This window comes from Micromonospora palythoicola (assembly GCF_036689795.1).
Classification (GTDB): domain Bacteria; phylum Actinomycetota; class Actinomycetes; order Mycobacteriales; family Micromonosporaceae; genus Micromonospora; species Micromonospora palythoicola.
Window position 1 is genome coordinate 1 of sequence record NZ_JBAGKI010000009.1, and the last position, 25,781, is coordinate 25,781.

19 protein-coding genes are annotated in these 25,781 nt (G+C 73.5%); 9 read left to right on the forward strand and 10 right to left on the reverse strand.

The window, feature by feature from the left end; translation table 11 throughout:
* Positions 1-843: TIGR01777 family oxidoreductase (locus V5O40_RS06120; protein ID WP_332904551.1), on the forward strand; the 843-nt coding region annotated here is incomplete at its 5' end.
* A gap of 118 nt (positions 844-961) precedes the next feature.
* Here V5O40_RS06120 and V5O40_RS06125 read toward each other — a convergent pair.
* The gene (locus V5O40_RS06125) at positions 962-2,191 is read right to left on the reverse strand and encodes an extracellular catalytic domain type 1 short-chain-length polyhydroxyalkanoate depolymerase (protein WP_332904552.1); all 1,230 of its coding nucleotides are present in this window, start codon (positions 2,189-2,191) and stop codon (positions 962-964) included.
* Between the two features lie 182 nt (positions 2,192-2,373).
* Here V5O40_RS06125 and V5O40_RS06130 point away from each other — a divergent pair, with 182 nt between their 5' ends.
* Positions 2,374-4,194: a glycosyltransferase family protein gene (locus tag V5O40_RS06130; RefSeq protein WP_332904553.1), complete on the forward strand. Its 1,821-nt coding sequence runs from the start codon at positions 2,374-2,376 to the stop codon at positions 4,192-4,194.
* A 47-nt stretch (positions 4,195-4,241) separates the two neighbouring features.
* Entirely contained in the window at positions 4,242-4,892 is a 651-nt protein-coding gene (lipB, locus tag V5O40_RS06135; protein WP_332904554.1) for a lipoyl(octanoyl) transferase LipB, read from the forward strand.
* Positions 4,893-5,057: 165 nt separating this feature from the next.
* Here the strand turns inward: lipB and aspS are convergent, their stop codons facing one another.
* Positions 5,058-6,344, reverse strand: coding sequence for an aspartate--tRNA(Asn) ligase (gene aspS, locus V5O40_RS06140; RefSeq protein WP_332904555.1), 1,287 nt, complete (start codon positions 6,342-6,344; stop codon positions 5,058-5,060).
* Between the two features lie 445 nt (positions 6,345-6,789).
* Between aspS and lipA the strand changes: the two genes are divergently transcribed.
* Positions 6,790-7,782 carry a lipoyl synthase gene (lipA, locus tag V5O40_RS06145; RefSeq protein ID WP_332904556.1) on the forward strand — a complete coding sequence of 331 codons (993 nt, stop codon included), beginning with the start codon at positions 6,790-6,792 and terminating at the stop codon, positions 7,780-7,782.
* Between the two features lie 33 nt (positions 7,783-7,815).
* On the opposite strand, the gene V5O40_RS06150 is transcribed toward lipA, so the two are convergent.
* Positions 7,816-10,710, reverse strand: coding sequence for a helix-turn-helix transcriptional regulator (locus V5O40_RS06150; protein WP_332904557.1), 2,895 nt, complete (start codon positions 10,708-10,710; stop codon positions 7,816-7,818).
* Positions 10,711-10,821: 111 nt separating this feature from the next.
* Positions 10,822-10,992: a hypothetical protein gene (locus V5O40_RS06155; protein WP_332904558.1), complete on the reverse strand. Its 171-nt coding sequence runs from the start codon at positions 10,990-10,992 to the stop codon at positions 10,822-10,824.
* A gap of 195 nt (positions 10,993-11,187) precedes the next feature.
* Here V5O40_RS06155 and V5O40_RS06160 point away from each other — a divergent pair, with 195 nt between their 5' ends.
* The gene (locus V5O40_RS06160) at positions 11,188-11,877 is read left to right on the forward strand and encodes a DUF4191 domain-containing protein (protein ID WP_332904559.1); all 690 of its coding nucleotides are present in this window, start codon (positions 11,188-11,190) and stop codon (positions 11,875-11,877) included.
* 69 nt (positions 11,878-11,946) lie between these two features.
* Here V5O40_RS06160 and V5O40_RS06165 read toward each other — a convergent pair whose 3' ends face one another.
* Positions 11,947-12,345 (reverse strand): RDD family protein, encoded by a 399-nt coding sequence (locus V5O40_RS06165; RefSeq protein ID WP_332904560.1) that lies wholly within the window; start codon positions 12,343-12,345, stop codon positions 11,947-11,949.
* 300 nt (positions 12,346-12,645) lie between these two features.
* Between V5O40_RS06165 and glnA the strand changes: the two genes are divergently transcribed.
* From glnA to V5O40_RS06180, 3 genes are all read left to right on the forward strand, one after another.
* Positions 12,646-14,070: a type I glutamate--ammonia ligase gene (glnA, locus tag V5O40_RS06170; protein WP_332904561.1), complete on the forward strand. Its 1,425-nt coding sequence runs from the start codon at positions 12,646-12,648 to the stop codon at positions 14,068-14,070.
* 99 nt (positions 14,071-14,169) lie between these two features.
* Positions 14,170-14,529, forward strand: a complete 360-nt coding sequence (locus V5O40_RS06175) for a PadR family transcriptional regulator (protein WP_332904562.1) — start codon at positions 14,170-14,172, stop codon at positions 14,527-14,529.
* A gap of 76 nt (positions 14,530-14,605) precedes the next feature.
* Entirely contained in the window at positions 14,606-15,583 is a 978-nt protein-coding gene (locus V5O40_RS06180; protein ID WP_332904563.1) for a hypothetical protein, read from the forward strand.
* Positions 15,584-15,782: 199 nt separating this feature from the next.
* Here the strand turns inward: V5O40_RS06180 and mptB (V5O40_RS06185) are convergent, their stop codons facing one another.
* From mptB (V5O40_RS06185) to V5O40_RS06205, 5 genes are all read right to left on the reverse strand, one after another.
* A complete protein-coding gene (gene mptB / locus V5O40_RS06185) occupies positions 15,783-17,393 on the reverse strand; it encodes a polyprenol phosphomannose-dependent alpha 1,6 mannosyltransferase MptB (RefSeq protein ID WP_332904634.1) in 1,611 nt (536 codons plus the stop codon).
* A 129-nt stretch (positions 17,394-17,522) separates the two neighbouring features.
* Complete coding sequence (gene mptB / locus V5O40_RS06190; protein WP_332904564.1) at positions 17,523-18,935, reverse strand: polyprenol phosphomannose-dependent alpha 1,6 mannosyltransferase MptB; 1,413 nt, start codon at positions 18,933-18,935, stop codon at positions 17,523-17,525.
* A 66-nt stretch (positions 18,936-19,001) separates the two neighbouring features.
* Positions 19,002-20,621: a hypothetical protein gene (locus V5O40_RS06195; protein WP_332904565.1), complete on the reverse strand. Its 1,620-nt coding sequence runs from the start codon at positions 20,619-20,621 to the stop codon at positions 19,002-19,004.
* Between the two features lie 58 nt (positions 20,622-20,679).
* Positions 20,680-23,901, reverse strand: a complete 3,222-nt coding sequence (locus V5O40_RS06200) for a bifunctional [glutamine synthetase] adenylyltransferase/[glutamine synthetase]-adenylyl-L-tyrosine phosphorylase (protein WP_332904566.1) — start codon at positions 23,899-23,901, stop codon at positions 20,680-20,682.
* The gene (locus V5O40_RS06205; protein ID WP_332904567.1) at positions 23,901-24,665 is read right to left on the reverse strand and encodes a type 1 glutamine amidotransferase; all 765 of its coding nucleotides are present in this window, start codon (positions 24,663-24,665) and stop codon (positions 23,901-23,903) included. Before V5O40_RS06205 ends, V5O40_RS06200 begins: the two co-directional genes overlap by 1 nt.
* A gap of 167 nt (positions 24,666-24,832) precedes the next feature.
* On the opposite strand from V5O40_RS06205, the gene V5O40_RS06210 reads away from it, so the two are divergent.
* Positions 24,833-25,708: a S66 peptidase family protein gene (locus V5O40_RS06210; protein ID WP_332904635.1), complete on the forward strand. Its 876-nt coding sequence runs from the start codon at positions 24,833-24,835 to the stop codon at positions 25,706-25,708.
* Positions 25,709-25,781 lie beyond the last annotated feature (73 nt).

Consider the following 25,781-nt stretch of genomic DNA (forward strand, 5'->3'; position numbering starts at 1 on the left):
CTCGGGGCGGAGGGGCACCCGGTGCCCGGGCTGTTAGGCCCCCCGCCCCGCCCCGCCGACGCGCGACTGGGGTCGCCGTCGGCGGCGCAGTTGGACCCGGCGGTGGTCGCCGAGGCCGACGCGGTGATCAACCTGGCCGGCGCGGGCGTCGGCGACCGGCGTTGGAACGACAGGTACCGGCAGTTGATCCGGTCCAGCCGGGTGGACACCACCACCACCCTGGCCACCACGATCGCCGGTCTGCCCGTCGCGGACCGACCGGAGGTGCTGCTGAACTCCTCGGCGATCGGCTGGTACGGCAACACCGGCGACCGGGTGGTCGAGGAGGACGCGCCGGCCGGCGAGGGCTTCCTCGCCGACGTGGCCCGGGTGTGGGAGGCGGCCACCCGGCCGGCCGAGGACGCCGGGGTGCGGGTCGTGCGGCTGCGTACCGGGCTGCCGCTGCACCGCGACGGTGGTCTGCTCAAGCCGCAACTGTTGCCGTTCAAGCTGGGTATCGCCGGGCGGCTCGGCAGCGGCCGGCAGTGGATTCCGTGGATCTCGATGACCGACTGGCTCAACGCGACCACGTTCCTGCTGGCCCGGGCCGACCTCGCCGGACCGGTGAACGTGGTCGGCCCGGCACCGGTCACCAACGCCGAGTTCACCCGTGAGCTGGCCCGCCAGCTGAACCGTCCCGCGGTCATCCCGATCCCGGCGCTGGCCCTGAAGGTGGCCCTCGGCGGCTTCGCCCAGGAGGCGTTGACCAGCACCCGCGTCCTCCCCGGCGTCCTCAACCGCGCCCAGTTCACCTTCCGCCACCCCGACCTCCGCACCGCCCTCCACGCCGCCCTCCACGACTGACCCTCCCGCCCCTCCCGCCCCTCCCCGTGCACGCGTTGATCATGAGGTTGGCGGCGAAGATGATCTCTCTAAAACCGCCGCTAACCTCATGATCAACGCAGGGTCCGGGGTGGTGGGGTTAGCAGCCGATCACCCAGTGGTTGGGGGCGGTTTGACGCAGGGTGGTGGTGTAGAAGGTGTTGTACAGGCCCATCCGCTGGTTGGAGCCGGTGGCATAGGCGTAGCCGCCGGAGTGGTAGGCGCGGCCGGCGGTGACGTGGGCGTAGTTGCTGGCGGTCACGCAGGTCGGGGCGGCGGTGGGGGTCGGGCTCGCCGTCGGGGTGGGGCTCGCGGTCGGGGTCGGGCTCGGGGTCGGGGTCGCCGTGGGGGGCGGGGTGGTGCCGCCGTTCAGGCCGAAGAAGAGCGCGTCGTGGTACGTCGAGCAGATGGTGTCCAGGAAGTACGCGGCGGCGGTGCCGCACTGGTCCGCGCCCGAGCCCGGGTCGACGGGGGTGCCGTGCCCCATGCCGGAGACCCGGTGCACCCGGACCACGTCGTTGCCGTACACCTCGACGCTGGTGCCGGCCGGCAGTTGCCGGGTGCTGGTGGGCGTCTGCGAGACACCGAGCACGTTCGTCCACTGGTCGCGGGACTCGGTGGCGTTCGCCGTCGCCACGGTGTAGTCGCTGGTCCCGTGCCAGATGGCCACCTTCGGACGGGCACCGGAGTAGCCGGGGTGGGAGTTGCGGACCAGGTCGCCCCACTGCGCGGGGGTCTTGTCCACGCCGGGGCTCATGCAGGAGAAGGCGTTTACCATGCTCGTGGCGCAGCGGTGCGGCAGCCCGGCGATGATCGAGCCACCGGCGAAGACGTCCGGGTAAGTCGCGAGCATGGTGGCGCTCATCGCCCCACCGGCCGACAGCCCGCTGACGTAGACCCGGTTGGCGGCCGTGCCGTACGCCGACCGCGCGTGGTCGACCATCTGCTTGATGGAGAGCGCCTCGCCCTGCCCCCGGGTCGTGTCGCCGGTCTCGAACCAGTTGAAGCAGGAACTGGAGTTGTTGGCCGACCGCTGCTCGGGCACGATCAGCGCGAACCGCCACTGGTCGGCGTACTTCTGCCAGCCGGAGTTGGTGAAGTAGCCGCTGGCGTTCTGGGCGCAGCCGTGCAGCAGCACCACGGCCGGGGCGCCGGAGGGTAGGTTGTCCGGCCGGTACGCGTACATGGCGAGGTTGCCGGGGTTCGAACCGAAGCCGGTGACCTGGGTCAGGGTTGCGGCCTGGGCGGGCGCGGCGACGGCCACCAGCGCGGTGGCGGCCAGGGCCAGCCCGGCCAGCGCACCGGCGAGCCGGGTACGGGTGCGGCGCACGAGAGCCTCCATAGGGTGTGAGCTGGGTCACCAATGATTGCCGCGACGTTACGCAGTTGTGTCACGCCGATGACATGGTGGCCGTGCACACATTCGTCGATGCCCGGGTGTGGCACCGCGGGCCGGCGGCTACCTGCCGGGTCTGACCGGCGTGTACCGGTGCGGTTGGTAACGTCCGCTAGGTGCCCACCTCCCCGTCCGTGGCGTCCGCGCCCGCCTCACCGTCGCCGTCGCGGGTCGCCCGCGACCGTCGTACCGACCTGATCGTGGTGCTGGTCGCGTTGGCGCTGGCCGGTTGGGTGACCAGCGGGCTGTGGATCGACCCGAACGGACGGGCGATCACCGTCAACTCCAGCGACCAGGCACTGTTCGAGTGGCTGCTGGCCTTCGGCGGGCACGCGCTGACCCACGGGGACAATCCGCTCTACACCTATCTGATCAACGTCCCCGACGGGGTCAACCTCGCGGTCAACACCTCGATCACGGTGTACGCGGCGGTCTTCGCCCCGCTGACGTACCTGATCGGCCCGCCGGCCACCTTCCTGGTGATCCTCACCCTGAACCTGGCCGCCACCGCCGTCGCCTGGTACTGGCTGCTCTCCCGGCACCTGGTCCGCAGCCCGCTCGCCGCCGCGGTCGGCGGGCTGTTCATCGGCTTCTCCCCCGGGATGGTCTCGCACGCCAACGCCCACCTGAACTGGACCGCCGGCTGGCTGGTGCCACTGCTGGTGTGGCGGCTGTTCGCGCTGCGCCGCCCCGGCCACTGGCTGCGCGACGGCGCCATCCTCGGCGTACTCGTCGCGGTCGCCTTCTCGATCGCCGCCGAGGGCCTGTTCTTCACCGCGCTGGCGCTCGGTCTCTTCGTCGCGGTCTGGGCGCTGCATCCGGCCAACCGGGCGGAGGCCCGCGCCGTCCTGCCGTCGTTCCTGCGCGGGCTGGCGGTCACCGCGGTGGTCGCCGGGGTGTTGCTGGCCTACCCGCTGTGGCTGCACTTCGCCGGACCGCAGCGGTTCCACGGCACCGGCTTCGACGCGGTGATCCACTCCGAGGACATCGCCGCGTACCCGGCCTACCCGCGCCGTTCGCTGGCGGGCGAGGTCGGATTCGGCACCTCGCTGGCACCGAACCCGACCGAGGAGAACTCCTTCTTCGGGCTGCCGCTGCTGGTGCTGGCCATCGGCTGTTTCGTGCTGCTGTGGCGGGGCGGCGACGCACGCCGGCGGGCGACCCTGTGGGCCCTCGGGATCCTCGCGGTGGTGTTCACCGCGCTCTCCTTCGGGCCGGTGGCCAAGGTCGAGGGCCGGCGTACCGACCTGCCGATGCCCTTCGACCTGCTCGGGCACCTGCCGGTGGTGAACGCCGCGCTGCCCGCCCGGTTCGCGCTCGTGGTGACGCCGGTGATCGGCCTGCTGCTGGCGTACGCGGTGGACCGGTTGCGTCGCCGCCCGCCGTCGCGCCCGGCGGCGGTGGCGTGGACCGTCGGCTTCGCGGTGGCCCTGGTGCCCCTGTTCCCCACGCCGCTGCTGACCAGCGAACGCGAGCCGATTCCCCGCTTCATCACCTCCGGCGCCTGGCGGGACCACGTCTCCCCCGGCGGGGTGCTGACCCCGGCACCGCTCACCCTCGACGTCTACCCCGACGGTCAGCGCTGGCAGGCGTACGCGCTGGCGCACCGGCAGGGCGAGTTCGCCATCCCCTCCGGGTTCTTCCTCGGCCCCGGCGGACCCGACGACCGGGGCCGCATCGGTCCGGTGCCGCGCCCGTTCGGCGCGCTGCTGGACCAGGCGGCCCGCACCGGGCTGCCGCCGATCGTCACCGAGGGCACCCGTGAGGAGGTACGCGCCGACCTGGAGCACTGGCGGATCGAGACGGTGGTGCTCGCCGACGAGGTGCACGGTGCCAAGTGGCCGGTCGACGAGGAGGCCATCCGCCGCACCCTGGTCCTGCTCTTCGGCGAGCCGGAGCGGGTCGAGGACGTCTGGGTGTGGCGGGTCCGCCGGTGAGCCGGCTCACCACTGGTGACCAGCGGGTACGGGTCTAGGCTGGACGGGTGACCGTGACGAGAGCCGGCCTGACGGCCGTACGCGCCGGTGTCCTCGACTACGCCGCCGCCTGGGACGAACAGCGTCGCCTGCACGATGCGGTGGTCACCGGCGGGCAGGGCGACACCGTGCTGTTGCTGGAACACCCGAGCGTCTACACCGCGGGCAAGCGCACCGAGCCGTGGGACCGTCCGGTCGACGGCACCCCGGTGATCGACGTGGACCGCGGCGGCAAGATCACCTGGCACGGCCCGGGCCAGTTGGTGGGCTACCCGATCGTCCGCCTGCCCGACCCGGTCGACGTGGTCGCGTACGTGCGGCGGGTCGAGCAGCTGCTGATCGACGTGTGCGCCGAGTTCGGCCTGGCTGCCGGGCGGGTCGAGGGGCGCAGCGGGGTGTGGGTGCCGGCCGACGCCCGGGGCCCCGAGCGGAAGGTCGCGGCGATCGGCATCCGGGTCGCCCGGGGCGTCACCCTGCACGGCTTCTCGATCAACTGCGACTGCGACCTGACCGCCTTCGACCGGATCGTGCCCTGCGGCATCCGCGACGCCGGCGTCACCTCCCTCACCGCCGAGCTGAACCGCCCCGTCACCGTCACCGACGTCCTCCCCGCAGTCGAACGCCACCTCCCCACCCTCCTCCCCACCCCCACCCCCTGAACCACCCCACCCACCAGACCCTTGGTTGACCAAGAAGTTTGCGTCGGGCCAGGGCGCGGATCCGGACGCAAACTTCTTGGTCAACTCGTCGTGGGACGGAGCCCGAGCAGCGCTCCGGAGAACGCCGCCGGCAGTGGGCCCGTCGGATGTTGAGGGGTCAGGGGGTCAGGGGGTTAGGCGGTGGAGGTCGCGGGGGAAGGCGGTGACCTCGCGGATGTTGGGGGCGCCGGTGAGGCGGGCGACGAGGCGTTCCAGGCCGATGGCGAAGCCGCCGTGCGGCGGCATGCCGTGGCGGAACGCGTCGACGTAGCCGGCGTACGGCTCCACCGGCTCACCTCGGGCGGCCAGCGCGGCCAGGTAGTCGGCGTGCCGGTGCAGCCGCTGTCCGCCGGTGACCAGTTCGAGGCCCCGGAACAGCAGGTCGAAGCCGTTGGAGTAGCCCGGCCGTGCCGGGTCCGGGTGGGTGTAGAAGGGCCGCTTCGCCATCGGGTACCCGGTGACGAAGAGGAACTCCGACCCGTGTTCGCGCCGGGCCCACTCCCCCAGCGCCCGTTCGTGCGCCGGGGCCAGGTCCGGTTCGTCGGCCGGCGCGCCGGCGATCCGCAGCGCGTCGGTGAAGTGCACCGCCGGGATCTGGTCCGGCACCGGTGGGGGCGTGACGCCGAGGGTGGCCAGCGCGGCGGCGGCCCGGTCAGCGACCGCGTCGAGCATCCCGGCGAGGGTGTCCCGCAGCACCGCCATCACGTCCCGGTGGTCGGTGACGAAACCCAGCTCGACGTCGAGCGAGGTGTACTGCGCCAGGTGTCGCACGGTGTCGTGCGGTTCGGCGCGGAACACCGGCCCGACCTCGTAGACCCGCTCGAAGACCCCGACCATCAGCTGCTTGTAGAACTGCGGCGACTGGGCCAGGTACGCGGGCCGACCGAACCAGTCCAGGGCGAAGACGTTCGCTCCGCTCTCGGTGCAGGAGGCGACCACCTTGGGTGTCTGGATCTCCACGAAGCGGTGGGCGTCCAACGAGGCCCGGAAGCCGGCCACCGCCGCCGCGGAGATCCGCAAGGCGGCCGACCGGGTCGGGTGACGCAGGGCGACCGGGGCGTGGTCCAGCTGCGTCGGCAGGGTGGCCGACAACTCGGGCCGGTACAGGTCGAACGGGGGCGGCGCGGCGGGTGGGCCGAGTGGACGTACCGTCGGGTCGGTCAGCTCCAACCCGCCGGGTGCCGCCGCGTTGGCGACCACGGTGGCCACCACCTCGACGACGGTCTCCTCCGGCAGCGCCGCGACCTCGGCGCGCACCACGGGGTCGGTGACCACCACCTGCACCAGGCCGGCGGCGTCCCGGACGATCAGGAAGGCCACCGACTTGAGCAGCCGGCGGCGGTGGACCCAGCCGGCAACCCGGACGGTACGCCCGGTGTACGGCGTGAGCTGGTCGGACAGGATGCGTTGCATGGCTACCTCCTCGATCAATCGCAACGCGATCCCCGGGAGGTGTGGGCGAGCGGGAACCTCGCGGTGCCACCACACCTTCGCTCCCGACGGGACGGGAGCCTCGTTGGTCGCCTTTTCACCGGGGCCAGCCGGGCGGGGTCTACTGGACGCGGATGCCGGGTGACCCCGCTCCAGGGCCGGCACCGCACGCCGTTCTTCCCGCAGCTCGGGAGGGTCTTCGCGGGCCGGCGCCAGACCGCCTCGCAGCAACCGGCGGCTCTCTTCAACTGGCGGGTCGGTGCGCTACTCGGCTCCGTCGTCGCTGTTCGTCGGGCACCGTAACACCTGGCCGGACCGTCCTGTTACGTGGTTGTCCCGGCTCCGGTGTCCGGCGTCACAGCAATTCCGGGGTGACGGCCGTCGCCCGCCGTTCATCGACCGCCGCCGTCCGGCGTAGGCTCGTTTTGTGACGATCGAGCACTCCGCGCCGACGACCGGCCAGGCCGCGAGTACCGCGACGCCCGCACCCGAGGGGCGGCGACTGCTGCGGATCGAGGCACGCAACGCCGAGACGCCGATCGAGCGCAAACCGCCGTGGATCAAGGTCAAGGCCAAGATGGGCCCGGAGTACACCCAGCTGCGCGGGTTGGTCTCGCGCGAAGGGCTGCACACGGTGTGCCAGGAGGCCGGCTGTCCCAACATCTACGAATGCTGGGAGGACCGCGAGGCCACCTTCCTCATCGGCGGTGACCAGTGCACCCGCCGCTGCGACTTCTGCCAGATCGACACCGGCAAGCCGGCCGAGTTCGACGCCGACGAGCCGCGTCGGGTCGCCGAGTCGGTGGTCTCGATGGGGCTGCGGTACGCCACCATCACCGGCGTCGCCCGCGACGACCTGCCCGACGGCGGGGCCTGGCTCTACGCCGAGACGGTCCGGCAGATCCACGCCCTGCAGCCGGGTTGTGGCGTCGAGCTGTTGATCCCGGACTTCAACGCGGTACCCGAGCAGCTCGCCGAGGTATTCGGCGCCCGGCCCGAGGTGCTGGCGCACAACGTGGAGACGGTCCCCCGGATCTTCAAGCGGATCCGGCCGGCCTTCCGCTACGAGCGGTCCCTGGACGTCATCCGGCAGGCCCGCACCGACGGCCTGGTCACCAAGAGCAACCTGATCCTCGGGATGGGCGAGGAGCGGGCCGAGATCTCCCAGGCCCTGCGCGACCTGCACGCCGCCGGCTGCGAGCTGATCACCATCACCCAGTACCTGCGCCCCTCCCCCCGGCACCACCCGGTGGAACGCTGGGTCAAGCCGGAGGAGTTCGTCGAGCTGCGTGAGGAGGCCGAGGAGATCGGCTTCGCCGGTGTGATGAGCGGCCCCCTGGTCCGCTCCTCCTACCGCGCCGGCCGCCTCTACCAGCAGGCGCTCGCCGCCCGCGAACACGCACCCCTGCCCACCCGCTGACCACCCCTGACCCCGTCGGGGTCCGGGGTGCGGTCAGGGTTTGTCGGTGAGCAGGTTGAGGCGGTGGGCGAGGGCGGCGGCCTCCACCCGGTTGGTCACGTCCAGCTTGGCGATGATCCGGGAGACGTGCACGCTCGCGGTCTTGGGCGAGATGAACAACTGCTCGGCGATGCGGCTGTTGCTGTGTCCCGCGGCGACCAGGCGCAACACCTCGCGTTCCCGCTCGGTCAGCGGATCCGCGCCGGGCCGGCCCCGGCCGACGGCACGCAGGCCGACCCGGCGGGCGAGGGTGGCCGCCCGCTCGGCGAGCCGGACCGCGCCGAGCCCGTCGGCGAGCCCGGCCGCCTCGCTCACCGCCGCACCGACCGCGTCCCGCTGTCCCGCCCCCGCCGCCGCCTCGGCGTAGCCCAGCAGCACCCGGGCCAGTTCCCCGGGCTGACCGGCGGTCCGCCAGGCCGCGACCGCCGTCCGCCAGGCGGCCAGCGCCTCGGCGTCGGGCGCCTCGGCACCCGATCCCACGGTGGCGGCCACCTCGGCGGCGTACGCCTTCTCGGCGGGGAACCGGGCCGCGACGCCACCGGCCAACGCGGCGACCTCGGCGGCCGTGGCCTCGGCGTCGACGTGTCGGGCGACCCGCGCCGCCGCCGCCAGCAGCGGCCAGCTGTAGCGGGGACAGTCGACGATCGCCGGATCGGTCAGGCTCGCCCGCGCCGCCCCCAGCGCCTCGTCCCGGTCGTCGGCCACGAGCGCCGCCTCCAGCCGCAGCAGGTGCAGCGGAAGCCGGTTGTGCGGATGCAGGTACGGCTTGCTGAGGAAGCTCAACGCCCGGGCGACCGTCTCGTCGGCGCGGGGATGCCCCTGCGCCAGTCGCAGCGCCGCCCGCAGTTGCAGCCAGTGCAGCCCGGAGACGCCTGGCGGGTCGAGCCGGGCCGCCTCGGCGCACACCTGGTCGGCCTCGGCCCAACGGCCCAGCGCCAGCAGCGCCTCCGCCCGGTTCGAGAGCAGGTACGCACCGGTGGAGCGGCTGATGCCGACCCGACGTGCCTCGCTCACCCCGTCGGCGGCGGCCTGCGCCGACTCGTCGTACCGGCCCAGCTCGTACAGCACGTCGGAGATGTGTACCAGCGCGCTGACCAGCGCCGGAGCGTCCCCGGCGGTCCGTGCCAGCGCCTCGCAGCGGCGCAGCTCGGCCAGCCCCAGATCCGCCGCGCCCGCGCGGCGTTTCAGTACCGCCAACTGCACCAGCAGCAGGGCACCGTCGGTGCCGGCCGCCCGCGCCGCGGTCACCACCTCGGCGGTGATCCGGGCCGCGTCGGCGTGGTCGATGCGGGCCAGGTGATCGGCGAGGTCGGCGAGCAGCCGCAGCCGGTCCGGGCCGTCCGACACGCCGGACACCAGCCGGTACGCCTCCCGCAGCTCGGTGGCGCCGTCGCTCTTGCCGAGCATGGCCAGCATCCGGCCGCGCCGATCCAGCAACCGCGCCGCGCGCAGCGGCTCCGCACCGGTGTCGACCTCGTCCAGCGCGGCCCGGGTCAGGGTCAGGGCACGCTGGTAGTCACCGGCAGTGGTCGCCGCGCCGAGCGTCTCCTCCAGCAGCGCGAGGTGGTCCATGCCGAGCCGGTCGGCGGCGTCGGGCACCAGCTCCCACAGTTCCAGCACCCGCTCCAGCAGCCGGGTCTGCTCGGCGTACGCGTACCGGTCGGCGGCGGCGTCGGCGGCCGCCCGGGCGGCCACCAGGGCCCGGGGGTGGTCATGGGCGGCGTACCAGTGGTGGGCGATCTCCGCCGGCGCCCGGCCGGCGGCTACCAGGTGCGGCTGCGCCTCGATGGCCGCGGCGAACCGGGCGTGCAGCCGGGCGTGTTCGCCGGGCAGCAACTCGTCGTGGACCGCCTCACGGACCAGCGCGTGGCGGAACTCGTAGTCGCCGTCCGGGTCGGCGACCAGCAGCTGTGCGGCGACGGCGGCCCGTACCGCGTCGTCCAGCTCCGCCTCGGGCAGTCCGGCGACCTCGGCGAGCAGTTGGTGTGCCAGTCGGTTGCCGCCGGCGGCGGCGATCCGCAGCACCCGTTGGGCCGACTCGGGCAGCCGGTCCACCCGGGCCAGCAGCAGATCGCGCAGTGTCTCCGGCAGCGCGGCGCAGCCGATCGGACTGCCGGCGGCGAGTTCCTCGATGAACAGGGGGTTGCCCTGCGTACGGTCGTGGATGTCGTCGACCGCCCGGGCGGCCGGCTCGGCACCCAGCAGCCCGGCGAGGACCGCCCCGGTGCCGTCCCGCTCCAGCCGGGACAGCTCGACCCGTTCGACGCCCCGGGCCCGGTCCAGCTCGGCCAGGAAGGGCCGCAACGGGTGGCCCCGGTGCAGCTCGTCGGTGCGATAGGTGCAGATCAGCAGCAGCGGGCCGGGGTGGCCCGCCCGCACCAGGAAACCGATGAGATCCCGGGTCGACCGGTCCGCCCAGTGCAGATCCTCGATCGCCACGATCAGTGGTCGCGCGGCGGCGAGCCGGCCGAACAGCTGGGCGACCAGGTCGAACAGGTAACCCCGGGGGGCGTCCGAGGGGTGCGCGGCGGCGGGTGCGGTGGCGCCGGCCGGACGGGCCAGCTCCGGCAGCAGGCGGGCGAACTCGGCGTCGTACCCGTCGAGCACGCCGGTCCCGTCGCGGCACAGCACCGCCCGCAGGACCGCGGCGAACGGGGCGAACGGCAGGCCGGCCTCGCCGAGTTCGAGGCACTGCCCGACCAGCAGGCGGGCGTCGTCACCGACGGCGCGGCCGAACTCCTCCAACAGGCGGGTCTTGCCGACCCCGGCCTCACCACCGACCAGGAGGGTGACCGGCTCCCCGGCGCGGACGCGGGCGACGGCTTCACGTAGCCGGGTCATCTCCCGCTGGCGGCCGACGAGGACGGTACTGGTGGGGCGGACGGTCACGGCACCGAGCATGCCACGCCCAGCCTCCCCGGCTTGCCGGCCGTTCCCCCCGGCCCCGACACCGGTGGCGGTGTCGGGGCGGGAACGGTGCGGTTGGTCCTCTCCCACGGCTCAGTGGCGGGCCTCGTCGGTGTGCGTCCGATGCTGCCGGCGGTGCAGCCAGCCACGTGCCGAGCGGTGCGGCAGCGACCGCGCCAGCCGGTCCCGGGCGGCGTCGGCCCGCAGCTCCGCCGCGTGCGTACGGTAGAGGGTGAGCATGAGATCGGCGTCGTGACCGAACATGTCGCGCTCCCTGCGATCGTCGTCAACTGATGACACCGACTCTGCTCGCGAAGGTGCCGCCGGGGCATGGGCACGGTGCCTGATCTGTGCCCGCTCGCCCTCCTTACGCCGGGTCGCTGACGGCGGGTCGGGGTCGTAAGGTACTCAGCCGGCCGCGGATCAACTGTGCGGCGGGCGCCCACTAGACTCGACGTCATGGCAAAGCCCCAGGAGAAGGTCTCGTTCGGCCAGCGGCTGAAGCAGATCGGGTTGGTGTTCCGGTTCACCGCCAAGCAGGACAAGTGGTTCGCCCCCTTGGCCACCGGTGCGGTGCTGATCCCGCTCGCGTTGACCGTGGTCGCGGTCGCGCTCTGGGGCTGGCTCTGGTTGCCGCTCGGCATCCTGTTCGCCCTGCTCTGCCTGTTGATCGTGCTCAACCTGCGGTCGAACCGGGCGATGATGAACGCGGCCGAGGGGCAGCCGGGTGCCGCCGCCCAGATCATGGAGAACATGCGCGGTGACTGGCGGGTGTCCCCGGCGGTCAGCTCGACCACCCAGATGGACATGGTGCACCTGGTCATCGGACGGCCCGGCGTGATCCTGCTGGCGGAGGGCAATCCGCAGCGGGTCCGCGGCCTGCTCGGCCAGGAGAAGCGGCGGCTGGCCAAGGTGATCGGCAATGCTCCGCTCTACGACTACGTCATCGGGCAGGAGGAGGGCGAGCTGCCGATCCGCAAGCTGCGGATGACGCTGATGCGGCTGCCCCGCAACCTCAGCGGCAAGGACGTCAACTCCCTGGACAAGCGCCTCAAGGCGCTCACCTCCCGCCCGCAGATGCCCAAGGGGGCCATCCCGAAGAACCTCCGCCCGCCGCGCGGCGCGTCCCGCCAGATGCGCGGCCGCTGAGCCGCACCGCCGGCCACGGATGACCGGGTCAGCGAGCGGGCCCGCGAGCTGGGTGGACGGCCGGGCGGGTCAGCGCGGGACGGGGGTGACGACCGAGCCGGTGAGGCGGTCGTGCAGACCGCGCCGGTGCTGGTCCATCAGCAGGGCGGGGACGACCAGGGCCAGCAGCACTCCCCGCAGCAGCGCCCGGAGCAGACCGATCCGGCCGCCGTCGGTCCAGTCGACGCACCGGATCCTGGTCAGGTACATGCCGGGTGTCTGGGCGAACAGCCCCAGGAAGACGCCGTACAGCAGGATCAGCACCAGCACCGGTGCCCAGGCGTCCCGGGTGGGGCTGGCGAACAGGCCCGACGCGAGAAGGCAGAGAATCCAGTCGACGAGCAGCGCACCGAACCGACGCCCGAGGTCGGCCGGGACGAAGTCGGGGTCCGTGGCGGGGGGCGGTGACGGGCGCGGCTGGGTGGTCACCCGGACGAGCCTAGTCAGCGCCGGAGCCGCGCCGGGCGCGGGCCCGACGCACGATGCGAGGCGAACCGGATCGGTGCCGGGCCGCGCCGACGCGTGGTGCCAAAAAGGACCAATCTCATCAAGGTTCACTACACTGGCACAGCCGGACCCGTCCCTCGGGTTGAGGTGTCCGAGTCAGGCACCGAGGTGACCCAACGCGAGGGACGTAACACGGCAGAAACACTGGAGACATGGCCGGGCAACCGCACGGCCATAGCGTCGCCAGGAGCCTAGCTATCCGTGGACGTGCCAGGAGGACGAGTGTTCGCCAATCCCGAGGAACTCCTGCGTTACCTCAAGAACGAGGACGTGAAGTTCGTCGACGTTCGTTTCTGTGACCTGCCCGGCGTCATGCAGCACTTCAACCTGCCGGTGGAGTCCGTCGACGACGACTTCTTCACCAACGGTCTCGCTTTCGACGGGTCGTCGATCCGCGGCTTCCAGGCGATCCACGAGTCGGACATGCTCCTGCTCCCGGACGTCGCCACCGCCTTCATCGACCCGTTCCGCGCGCAGAAGACCCTCGCGCTGAACTTCTTCATCCACGACCCGTTCACCCGCGAGGCGTACTCGCGTGACCCGCGCAACGTGGCGAAGAAGGCCGAGGCCTACCTCGCCGCCAGCGGCATCGCCGACACCGCCTACTTCGGTCCGGAGGCGGAGTTCTACATCTTCGACTCCATCCGTCACGAGACCTCCGCGCACCAGGCGTTCTACTACATCGACTCGATCGAGGGCGCCTGGAACACCGGTCGTGAGGAGGAGGGCGGCAACCGCGGCTACAAGACCGCGTACAAGGGTGGCTACTTCCCGGTGCCGCCGGTCGACCACTACGCCGACCTGCGCGACCAGATCGTCCGCCGGCTGATCGACACCGGTTTCACCGTGGAGCGCTCGCACCACGAGGTCGGCACCGCCGGCCAGGCGGAGATCAACTACAAGTTCTCCACCCTGCTGCACGCCGGTGACCAGCTCCAGCTCTTCAAGTACATCGTGAAGAACACCGCCTGGGCCGCCGGCAAGACCGCCACCTTCATGCCGAAGCCGCTCTTCGGCGACAACGGCTCCGGCATGCACACCCACCAGAGCCTCTGGCTGGGCGGCGAGCCGCTGTTCTACGACGAGACCGGCTACGCCGGCCTGTCCGACACCGCCCGCTGGTACATCGGCGGTCTGCTGCACCACGCGCCGTCGCTGCTGGCCTTCACCAACCCGACGGTCAACTCGTACCGTCGCCTGGTGCCGGGCTTCGAGGCGCCGGTCAACCTGGTCTACTCGCAGCGCAACCGCTCCGCCTGCACCCGCATCCCGGTCACCGGCAGCAACCCGAAGGCCAAGCGGGTCGAGTTCCGGGTGCCGGACCCGTCGGCAAACGTCTACCTCGCCTTCTCGGCGATGCTGATGGCCGGCCTGGACGGCATCAAGAGCAAGATCGAGCCGCCGGCGCCGATCGACAAGGACCTCTACGACCTCCCGCCGGAGGAGTGGGGCGACGTCAAGCAGGTGCCGGGCTCGCTGCCGGCCGTGCTGGACTCGCTCGAGGCCGACCACGACTACCTGCTCGACGGCGGCGTCTTCACCCCCGACCTGATCTCCACCTGGATCGACTGGAAGCGGGCCAACGAGGTCGACCCGGTGCGTCTGCGCCCGACCCCGCACGAGTTCGCGATGTACTTCGACTGCTGATTCCACTCAGCGGCCGTTCCGGGCCGGCTCCGCGTCTCGCGGAGCCGGCCCGTCGCATGTCGACCCCCGCGATACCTTCGCGTCCGATATATTGACGGCGTGGACACTCCGCTGCGCGAACCCACCTTCCTCATCCTGACCGCGCTCGCCCGCGAGCCGATGCACGGTTACGCGATCATCGGCGAGGTCGCGGCCCTCTCCGACGGCCGGCTCTCGCTGCGCCCCGGCACCCTCTACGGCGCGTTGGACCGGCTCGGCGACGCGGGCCTGGTCGAACTCGACCGGGAGGAGACCGTCGACGGCCGGCTGCGCCGCTACTACCGCCTCTCCCCCGCCGGTGACGCCACGCTCGCCGCCGAGACCGAACGGCTGCGCCGCAACGTCGAGGCCGCCACCGCGCGGCTACGGGCGCGCTCGGTGCGACCGCTCGCACCGCGTACCGCCGGAGGTCTGGCATGAGCGAGCGTCAGCGAGCGATTCATCAACGCAGTGCGCTGGTGCCTCAGGCCGGCACGCAGCGAAGTGGAGGGCCGGCATGAGCAGGCTGGAGCGCCGCTACCGGCACCTGCTGCGGGCGTATCCGACGGACTACCGCCACTCCCGGGGCGACGAGATCGTCGGGACGTACCTCGATCTGGCCGACCCGCGACGGCGCTGGCCCTCCGTCGCGGACGCCGCCGACCTGGTGCGGGGTGGCCTCCGCCAGCGGCTGCGGGCCGCCGGCGCCAGCGACCTGATCCCCGGGGTACGCCTTGCGGCGCTGCTCGCGCTGACCACCGCCACCTTCCTGGCCGGTTTCTGGACGCTCGTCGAGCAGAGCCCACCACCTGCCGAGGCGGGCGTGCCGGTGTTCGGTCCCTTCGAGTCGACCGGCATCGTCGCGTGGTTGGCGTGGCTGGTCGTGGCGGTCCTCGCACTCGTCGCGCCGGGCCGACCCGCCCGGGTGGCAGTCGCCGGGGCGGTGCTGGCCACCGTGGCGGTTCTCCTGGCGGACCCGGTCGCGGGCCTGCCCAGGCCGCCGCTGCTGGTGCTGGTGCCCCAGGTCGCCCTCGGGGTGCTGGCACTCGCGGTGGACAGCCGCCTACCGCTGCCCGCTCGGGCATTGCCGATCGTGGCGGCAGCGGGTGGCGGCGCGTTCTCCGGCGGTGCTGGCAACCAGCTCTACTGGGGTTCCTACCGCTGGACGTCCGAACTGCTGCTACCGGCGACCGGGGTGGTGCTGCTGGGGGTTGCGCTACTGCTCGGCGTCGGGTTGGCGATGCGACGGGACTGGCGGGGTGGCTGGGCGGTGGTCGCGCTGCTCACCCCGATCGGTCTGCTCAGCGTGCACATTCTGGCCGGGGCGGTGGACGGCCTCGCCGGGGCACCGCGTCCGACCTATCCGACCCTGGTCGGGGCGGCGCTCACCGTGGGGCTGCTCGGGCCGGTCGTGCTGCCGGCCGCCGTGGCCCTGCGCCGTCGCACCAGGGGCAGCCCCGACGAGCCCTGCCCCACCTGCGGCACCCGCCGCTGACCGGGCCCGCCGCCGAACCGGCACCGCGCCACAACGAGCCCTCCGCCAACCAACCACCAGACGCACCCCACCGCGCCCACCCCGAGAGCCCGGCGACTGTGGCAGTGCAGGTGCTTGCACACCGGTGTGTCGAGCAGCTTCGCTGCCACGCTTCGGCCGCGCAACCGCGCGCCGCAGGAGGGACAGACGGGTGGGTAACTCAAGACTCGGTGGAGGACCGGGTGGCGGCGCAGCGCCGACGAGCAGTGGGTGGGGGCGACCGCCAGGATTGGCGGCGGGACAGGGCCCAGACGAGCGCGGCGAGGACCAGTGCGGTCATCGTGATCGCGCCCGGGGCCTTGGTCAGCCGGGCCAGGTTGGTGCCGTCCGGCAGCGCGAGAAAAGAGGCCAGCGCGCACGGCAGCACGAACCAGGCGGTCCGGGTCGCGGCCACCGCGAGCACCGCCAGCGGCCACGTCGCGTACCAGGGATGGAACACCGGCGCGAGCACCACGGTGGCCACCAACCCCACCCCCGCCCCCCGCAACACCACCCGCCGCCGCCCCACCTCCGCTTCAGAAGCGTTGATCATGAGGTTAGCGGCACCGGTAAGCGCTTGCCGGGACGCTAACCTCATGATCAACGCGTCCGGGTGGGGGGCGGTGGGTGGGGGTGGGGGGTGGCGCAGGGTTCGGTAGGTGTGGTGGAAGAGGAGAGGGAGCAGGGTGGACAGGAGGAGCAGGGCGGTGATGCGGGTCAGTGGGACGGCGTGGGGGTGGCGGGCGAACAGTTCGCCGACGTAGTCGATGAGCATGCCGACGGCGGTCGGCGGCGAGGTCCACTGCACGGTGTCGCCGCTGCGGCCCAACCCGCCGAGCCAGCCGAGCCCCAGACCGGTCAGCAGCGACAGGACCAGCAGTCCGCCGACGGCGCCGACGGCCAGCAGGCCACCGTCGCGCAGCAGCGTCCGCACGCCGGGTCGACCCCGCACGGCGGCCAGCGCCGCGAACGGCAGCACCACCACGGCGATCGCCTTCACCGACACCGCCAGCCCGAGCAGCACCCCGGCGGGCAGCAGCACACCGACTGGGCGCAGCGACCCGACCCGGCCCGGAGGATCGGCGAGGATCAGCGACCCGAGCCGGCCCGGAGGGTGGACGAGGATCAGCAGGGCCGGCAGGAGCAGGCCGAGCATCACCGCGTCGTTGTGCGCCCCGGCCACCAGGTGCACCCCGACCAGCGGACAGGCCAGCAGCAGCCAGGTCGCCCGTCGAGGCGGCACACCGGCCGCCCGGGCCAGGCCGGGCAGGCAGGCCGCCGCCGCCAGCACGCCCGCGAGCGCCAGCAGCCGCAGCAGTACCACCGTGCCCACCAACCCGCCGCCGAGCACCACGGCCAGCGCGGCGAGCAGGACGAACAACGGCCCGTACGGCGCCGGGGTGTCCCGCCAGACCGGCGCGACCGCCTCGACCCAGGGGCAGCCGGCCGCGGCCACCCCGATGGCGTACGGGTCACCCCCGTCGGCGTAGATCCAGCCCTGGCAGGCGTACGAGTAGACGTCCCGACTACCCAGCGGGGCGGTGACCAGCAGCGGCAGCGCCCAGCCTCCGGCGGTGACGTACGCCCACCTCGTCGACGGCGCACCGGCCCTCAACGCCCACCAGGCACCCACCATGGCGGTGGTGCCGAGCAACCACGACGTGACGGTCAGCGGGCCACCGTCGGGGGCGGTGCCGGCGTCCGGCAGGGCACCACCGAGGTAGCCGGCGACCGCCAGCAGCACGGCCCCGCCCAGTCCGACGTACCGGGCGACCCGGTCCCGCGCGCCCACGGGCCGGGCATCGGGACCGCGTCCGGCCTCGGACGCGCAGCGGGGATCGAGGGGGGAACGGGCGCCGGGCTCGCTCACCGGCGGTACCTCTCCTCCAGTGCGGTGTCCAGCAACGCCGCCGGGAGCGGCCTACTCGACCGGCACCGGTTGCCGGTCCGCCGCCCGGGCCTGCCTCGCCGACCGTACCAAGCGGACCGCCACCACGATCACGAACAGCGTCATCAGCGGCGCACCGACCGTCTTGGTGTAGCGGGGCAGGCCGGTGCCGTCGGCCAGCACCAGGAACGCGGCGTACACGGTCACGGCGCTGAACCACCAGGTGCGCCGCGCGGTGGCGGCGAGCAGGGTCAGCGGCCAGAACCAGTACCAGGGGTGGAACAGCGGGGCGAGCGCCACCGTGGCGGTCAACGCCAGCGCGGCGTGCCAGAGCGGTTCCCGGTGGCGGGCCCGGAACCACAGCCACACCAGCAGCGCCGCCAACACCAGCACCGCGATGCCCCGGGTCACCGGCAGCGCGTCGATGTGCAGGCCGAACGGCAGCACCAGGTAACCGACGGTCTGCCCGACGGCGGTCGGCGGCGAGGTCCAGGCAACCACCTCGTTGCCGTGTGACAGCCCGGTGATCCAGCCGAGGTCCAGCCCGGCGGCCAGGGTCACCCCGAACAGCGTGGCCACGGCGCCGCCGACCACCGGCGTACCGTGGCGCAGCAGCGCACGCAGCGAGAAGCCGCCGGTGATCGCGGCGAGTGCCGCGAACGGCACCACCACGAGCGCGGTCACCTTGATGCCGGCGGCCAGGCCGAGCACGACGCCGCCGGCCAGCAGCGGCCAGGGCCGGCCGGGACGACTCACCACCACGGCCAGCCCGGCCACCAGCAGGCCGACCATCAGCGCGTCGTTGTGCACCCCGGAGATCAGGTGCACTCCGACCAGCGGGCTGGCCAGGGCGAGCCAGAGGGCCCGGCCGACCGGCACGCCGCTGCGGCGGGCCAGCACCGGCAGGCAGGCCGCCGTCAGCACCACGCCGGCCACCGCGAGCACCCGGAACAACGCGATGCTGCCGATCAGGGAACCGGTCGCCGCGACCACCGCGCCGGAGAGCACCACGAACAGCGGCCCGTACGGTGCCGGGGTGTCCCGCCAGATGTACGACATGGTGTCCAGCCACGGGCAGGGCAGCGTGGAGACGCCGTACTCGTACGGGCTGATGCCATTGGCGTAGCTCGCCCCCTGGCAGGCGTACGCGTAGGCGTCCCGGCTGCCCAGCGGCGGGGTGAACAGGAACGGCAGCACCCACAGCCCGGCGGTGACCAGGGCCCACCGCGCCGAGGGCACCCGGTCCCGCAGCGTCCACCAGGCCACCGCCATGGCCGCGGTGCCGACCAACCACAGCCCGATGATCAGCGGTCCGTTCGGGCCCAACCAGATCTTGACCGGGTTGGGTCGCAGGTCGCCGTCGGGCAGGGCGCCGCCGAGGAACGCCGCCACGGCGAGCATGATCGATCCGGCCAGTCCGGTCCAGCGCACGAGGTGATGGGGCACCTCGCCATGCTGCCAGTACCGCCGATCGCGGTACGGAGGTGGGCATCGTCCGACGGTCGACGGGGTTCAGTCGGGCGGACAGTGTCCGGACGGTCGCAGGCTGCTGGTGACCTCGAAGGTTCCCGCGCTGCGGGCCCGTACCGTGACCCATTCGTCCGGGTCGGCGCGCAGGCACCCGTCCCCCGCGGACAGCGACAGCCAGCGGGACCAACGGACCCGGACGAGCACGTCGGCGGGCGCGTCGACGGTGAACCGCACCCCCGCGTCGGCGGAGCTGACCAGCCGAGCCGGCGGGGAGACCAGGGGTGCCGGGTCGAGCACCTGGTACAGCCGCCACTGCCCGGGACGACCCACCTCCCGCAGGTACGGCTGGCCGGCCAGCACCAGCGTCGCCTCGTCCCGGCCGTACCGGTCCAGGGCCGCGTCCGGTGCGACGGCGACGTAGCTGACGGCGTTGCGGCGCAGCCACTCGCCGTACCGGCCGGCATCGAGGCCGCCGTCGTAGAACAGCGGGTTACGGCCCACGTCGACCTGTCGCTCCCAGCCCCGGGCCAGTGGCACCGCGGCGGCCACGAAGGCGCTCTCCCAGTGGTCCCGCAGCGGCACCACTTCGATCCGGCCGACCGGTGCCCGTCGCCGCAGGTCGTCCAGCAGCGGTTCGTGGAAGGCGGCGTACGCCGGTGCCGAGCCACGGCGGGCGATGTCGTTGGTCATCACCGGGGACTGCCACCAGAACAGCGCGACGAGCAGCGCGGCCAGCCACCGCCGCCCGAGCCCGGCGTAGGCCGCGACGATCGGCAGGGCGAAGAGCATCGGCAGGCGTAGCGCGTTCGAGCCGACCGGGCTGGGCAGGTAATAGGCCGCGACCAGGAGCAGCGCGGTCAGCGCGGCACCGACCCGCAGCGCCCGGACCGGTACGAGCGCGAGCACCACCACGGCCAGGGCGAGGTTGATCCGCAGTGATTCGGCGCTGAACGGCTGCCGCCCCCCGTTGCCGAAGAGCATGGCCATCGGCGCCACCGTCACCAGCGGAGCCAGGCAGAGGACCAGCGCGGCGGCACCGGGTCGCCGGTGTCGCCAACCGTCGAGGATCAGTATGGTGCCGCCGGCCAGCCCGACGAAGAGGCCGGCCACCGGGCTGGCGGCCGTCGCGAGCACCGCCGCCGCACCGGCCGCCGCCAGCCGCCACCAACGCGCCCCCGTGGGCAGCGCCACCAGGCAGAGCGCGAGCAGTCCCCACATCAGGCCGACGGCGAAGGTGATCCGGCCGCTGGCCAGGTTGCCCACCAGGACGACCGCGCCCAGCAGGCCGCCGAGCAGCGGACGACGGGCACCGGTCAGCACCAGCACCCAGGCCAGTGCCCCGGCGGAGACGACCGCCGCGACCGCACCGACCGGACGCACCCCCACCAGCGCGCCGAGCATCTGGGTGTAGAGGCTGTAGCCGAACTGGTTGACCCCGCCGTACCACGAGAAATCGAGCGGGGCGAGCCCGTTGCGCTCCGCGAAGCCCGCGCGGGCCACCTGGGCGGAGAGGTCGGTCCCCATGGGCGGGGCCAGCAGGAACGCGACGGCCAGCAACAGCGACAGCACCAGCGCGCCGAGGACCGGGTAGCCCGGCCACGGTGCGCCGGCGTCCTCGGCGGCCCTCCCGTCGGGAACGGCAGCGTGGGTCGATGTCGGCATCGAGCAGTCCTACCACGATCAGCGACCGGCCCTGGTGGCGGGTCGCTGGGAAGTCGAGCTACATCTCCAGGACGCGTTCGGTGGCGGCGCGGGAGCGGCGGCCGGTGCGCAGGTACTCGTCGAGGAATTCGCCCGGGTCGTCGCGGCCGAGCAGCCGGACCACGCCGGCCAGCTCCACGCCGTGCCGGGGCAACTGGTCGCCGGCGCGACCCCGGACCAGCATCAGGGCGTTGCGGACCTGCGCGGCGAGCGTCCACCCGGCCACCATCGCCTCGGCGTCCGCCGGGTCGACCAGGCCCGCGTCCCGGGCCGCCGCGAGTGCGTCGAGGGTACGCGTGCCGCGCAGTTGCGGGTACGCGCCGGCGTGCCGCAGCTGGAGCAGCTGCACCGCCCACTCCACGTCGGCCAGGCCGCCCCGGCCCAGTTTGGTGTGGGTGGCCGGATCGGCGCCCCGGGGCAGTCGCTCGGTCTCCACCCGCACCTTGATCCGACGGATCTCGATGACCTGTTCCCGGGTCAGCCCGTCGGCGGGGTACCGGATCGGGTCGACCATCTGCTCGAACCGGGTGCCCAGGTCGGCGTCGCCGCAGACGCAGCGGGCGCGCAGCAGCGCCTGCGCCTCCCACACCCGCGACCAGCGGGCGTAGTACTGCTGGTAGGCGGCGAGACTGCGGACCAGTGGCCCCTGCCGGCCCTCGGGACGCAGGTCGGCGTCGACGCCGAGCGGCGGGTCGGGGGCGGGCATGCCGAGCAGCCGCCGCAGTTCCTCGGCGATGGCGTGCGCGGCGGCACTGGCCGCGCTCTCGCTGACCCCCTCCGGTGGGTCGTAGACGAAGAGCACGTCGGCGTCGGAGAGGTAGTTCGACTCGTACCCGCCGAGCCGGCCCATCCCGATCACCGCGAACGTCAGTCCCGGCATGGCCGGCTGGGCGGCCCGGGCGGTGCGTAGCGCGGCGGCGAGGGTCGCGTCGGTGACGTCGGAGAGCGCGGTGCCGACCGCCGTGATGTCGGACAGCGCGGGCGTGCTCCGGCCGCCGTCGGGGCGGGCCGGGGCCAGCGAACCGGCCCGGCTGAGCACGTCGGCGCAGGCGAGGCGGAGCAGTTCCCGGCGGCGCAGTGCGCGTACCGCCCGGGTCGCCTCGACCGGGTCGGTGTGTCGGGCCGCGGCGGCGGTGAGCCCGTCGAAGAGCACCTCGCGTGGCCGCGGGCTCAGCTCGCTCTCCTCGGCCAGCAGGCGCAGCGCCTCCGGCTCCCGCTTCAGCAGGTCCGCCACGTACCGGGAGGCGGAGAGCACCCGGGCCAGCCGGCGGGCCACCGGACCGGAGTCGCGCAGCAGTCGCAGGTACCAGGGGGTGCTGCCAAGGGAGTCGGAGACCTGGCGGTAGTTGAGCAGCCCCCGGTCCGGCTCGGGCGCGTCGGCGAACTCGCTGAGCAGCACCGGCAGCAGGGTGCGTTGGATGGCGGCGGTCCGGCTCACCCCGCCGGTGAGCGCCTGCAGGTGACGCAGCGCCCCGGCCGGATCGGCGAAGCCGAGGATCTCCAGCCGGTTGCGGGCCGCCTGCGGGGTCAGCCGCAGCCCGTCGGCCGGTACCCGGGCCACCGACTCCAGCAACGGCCGGTAGAGCAGCTTGGCGTGCAGTCGGCGTACCTCGGTGGCGTGGGTGACCCACTCGGCGCGGAACTCCTCGACGGCGCTGCGGCCGGGTCCGGCGGTGTAGCCGAGCGCGGTGGCGAGCCAGCGCAACGCGCCCGGCTCGGTCGGTACGGTGTGGGTGCGTCGCAGGCCCTGAAGTTGCAGCCGGTGCTCGACGCTGCGCAGGAACCGGTAGCCGCGCAGCAGCGCCTCGCCGTCGGCCCGGCCGACGTAGCCGCCGGTGACCAGCGCCCGCAGGGCGGGGATGGTGCCGGCCGCCCGCAACGTCTCGTCGCCCCGGCCGTGCACCAGCTGCAGCAACTGCACCGCGAACTCGATGTCGCGCAGCCCGCCGGGGCCGCGTTTGATCTCGCGTTCCAGCTCCTTCGGCGGGATGTGGTCAATGATCTTGCGTCGCATCGCGCGGACGTCCTCGACCGCCTCGGGGCGTTCGGCCGCCTGCCAGAGCAGCGGCGCCAACGCGTCGATCCACTCCTGACCGAGCGCCAGGTCGCCGGCGGCCGGACGGGCCTTGAGCAGCGCCTGGAACTCCCAGGTCCGCGCCCAGCGCCGGTAGTAGGCCAGGTGGCTGGCCAGCGTCCGCACCAGCGGGCCCCGGTTGCCCTCGGGGCGCAGAGCCGCGTCGACCGGCCAGGCGACCAGCCCGCAGATGTGGATAAGCCGCGTGGCCACGGTGGTGGCGGTGGTCAGGTCGTCGTCCTCGGCCGCCACGAAGATCACATCGACGTCGGAGACGTAGTTCAGCTCGCCGCCACCGCACTTGCCCATCGCGACCACGCCCAGGCGCGGCTCCCGGGTGCCCTCGGGCAGCTCCGCCACGGCGATCCGGTACGCGGCCGACAGGGTGGCGTCGGCAAGTGCCGACAGGGCGTGCATCGTCTGTTCCAGGCCGCGCCCGCCGGTCAGGTCGGCCGCCGCGATCCGCAGCAGGGCCAGCCGGTACGCCCGCCGCAGCACCGCGACGGGGTTGCCGTCGCCGGACAGGTCCAGCCCGCCGTCCGCGGTCGGTGCGAGACCGTCCGGCTCGGTACGCAGCACCGACCACTGGTCGGGGTTGGCCACCAGATGGTCACCGAGCGCCGAGGAGGCGCCCAGCACGGCGAGCAGCCGGCGGCGCAGACCCGGGTCGTCGTGCAGCGCGGCGAGCAGCGTCGAGCCCGCGCCGATGCCGCCGACGGCCGCGGTGGTGCCCTGACTCCCGGCGACACCGTCGTCTCCGGTGCTGCCGCCGTTGCCGGTCGCACCATCGCTCGCGGCGGCACCGGCAGTCCCGCTGCCGGTGGTGCCGCCCTGGCCGGCGGCGGTCGCCGTGACGCGCCCGGGCCCCGCACCCCGTTGCCGCAGCGCCGCACCCGACCCGGCGGCGCCGTTCGGGCCGGCCATCGTACGACGCTCCGCCTCCACCAGCCGGTGCAGCTGGCGCAGCGCCAGATCCGGGTCGGCGGCCCGGGACAGCGCGGTGAGCAGCTCCTGAGCCTGCTCGCCGGTGGGTTCCTGGGTCTGCGGGCGCCACAGGTCGAGCCCGTCCGGCCCGAGCAGGTCGGCGGCGCGGGCACCCGCCTCGTCGTCAGTGACGCCGAAGCCGTAGCGGGCGAGGCGGCCCGTGGCGCTGGTCGGCCGGCCCATCAGTGCCCGAGCAGCGGCAGGCTGCGCCGCGACCCCTCGTCGAGCTCGCCGAGGGCGAGTGCGGCGAACCGCGCCGCGAACGGCTGCCAGACATCCTCGACGTCGGCCATCACCGCGTCGCACGCGGAGACCACCAGCTGCGGGTCGTAGCCCAGCTCGGCAAGCAGCACCGAGTCGGTGGCCCACTCGGCGATCATCGCGGTGTCGCACTCGATGTGGAACTGCAACCCCCAGGCCCGGTCGCCGAGGCGGAACGCCTGGTGCGGATAGCGGGTGGAGGCGGCCAGCAGGGTGGCACCGGCGGGCAGCTCGGTGATCTCGTCGGCGTGCCACTGCAACACGTCGGGGATCAGCGGCACGTACCGGAAGAGCGGATCGGACTCGGCCGCGTCCCGCCGGCCGACCACGGCGGGCCCCACCTCCGGCCCGGACGGGCTGCGCACGACCGTGCCGGCGTGGGCGGTGGCGAGCAGCTGCGCACCGAGGCAGACGCCCAGGGTCGGCAGCCGGTGCCGCACCGCCTTGCGGAGCAGCTTCTCCACCGCCGGGAACCAGGGCGCCGCCGGCACCCCGTCGACGAGCGGGTAGGCCTGCTGGTCACCGCCGAGCACCACCAGGGCGGCGTACCCGTCCAGTTCGGTGGGGAGGGTCTCGCCCGCGTGCGGGCGGACCACCGCCAGCTCCAGCCCGGCCTCGGTCAGCCACTCCCCCAGCCGGCGCGGGTCGTCGGTCGGGTCGTTCTCGATCACCAACGCGGTTGCCACATCGTCGAGGCTATCCGGTCCCGCCGAGCCGTCCGACCGGCGGGACCGGGCGCGTGCCGCCGTCGCGGGAACGTGCCTGGCCAGCGCACTAAGCTGCCGCTGTGTCCGACCACCTCGCGCCCGACGACGTCGTACGCCCGCCCGCGCTGCGTCCCGGCGACACGGTGATGCTGGTGTCGCCGTCCGGACCGACCCGCCCCGAGCGGGTGGCCCGGGGCGTGGAACTGCTCACCGGGTGGGGGCTGCGGCCGGTGCTCGCGCCCAACGCCTACGCCCGGCAGGGCTACCTGGCCGGGGCCGACGCGTTGCGGGCGGCCGACCTCAACACCGCGTTCGCCGATCCACGCGTGCGCGGGGTGATCTGCACCCGGGGCGGTTACGGCGCGCAGCGGGTGGTGGACGCGATCGACATGGCGGCGGTACGCCGCGACCCGAAGGTGGTGGCCGGCTTCTCGGACATCACCGCACTGCAACTGGCGCTCTGGCGGGGTGCCCGGTTGGCCGGGGTGCACGGTCCCGGGGCGGCCTGGCGCGACGAGCGCACCCCGCTGGCCTCGGCCGAGTCCCTGCACGCGGCGATGACCAGCACCGAGCCGGTCACCGTACGCGCCGTGCAGGACGAGGAGACCTTCGGCGTACGCGTCGCGGGACGGGCCACCGGCCGGCTGCTGGGCGGCAACCTCTGCCTGGTCGTGGCCTCCCTCGGCACCCCGGACATGCCCGACCTGACCGGCGCGGTGCTGCTGCTGGAGGACGTGCAGGAGCCGCCGTACAAGGTCGACCGGATGTTGACCCAGCTCCGCCGGGCCGGCGCGCTGGACGGGCTGGCCGGGGTGGCGGTCGGGCAGTTCACCGAGTGCGCCGACGGCTGGGACACCACGGTGGCCGACGTGCTCGGTGAGCGCCTCGGCGACCTGGGCGTACCGGTGCTGGGTGGCCTGCCGATCGGTCACGGCCCCGGTCAGCTCACCGTCCCGGTCGGTACCCGGGCGAGTCTCGACGCCGACGCCGGCACCCTCACCGTGGTCGCCGCCGTCCGCTGAACCCTTGCCGGGATTGTCCGTATTCCGGGTCGGGATTGCCAGCTCACTGACAGCTTCGCCATGGTCCACGCCC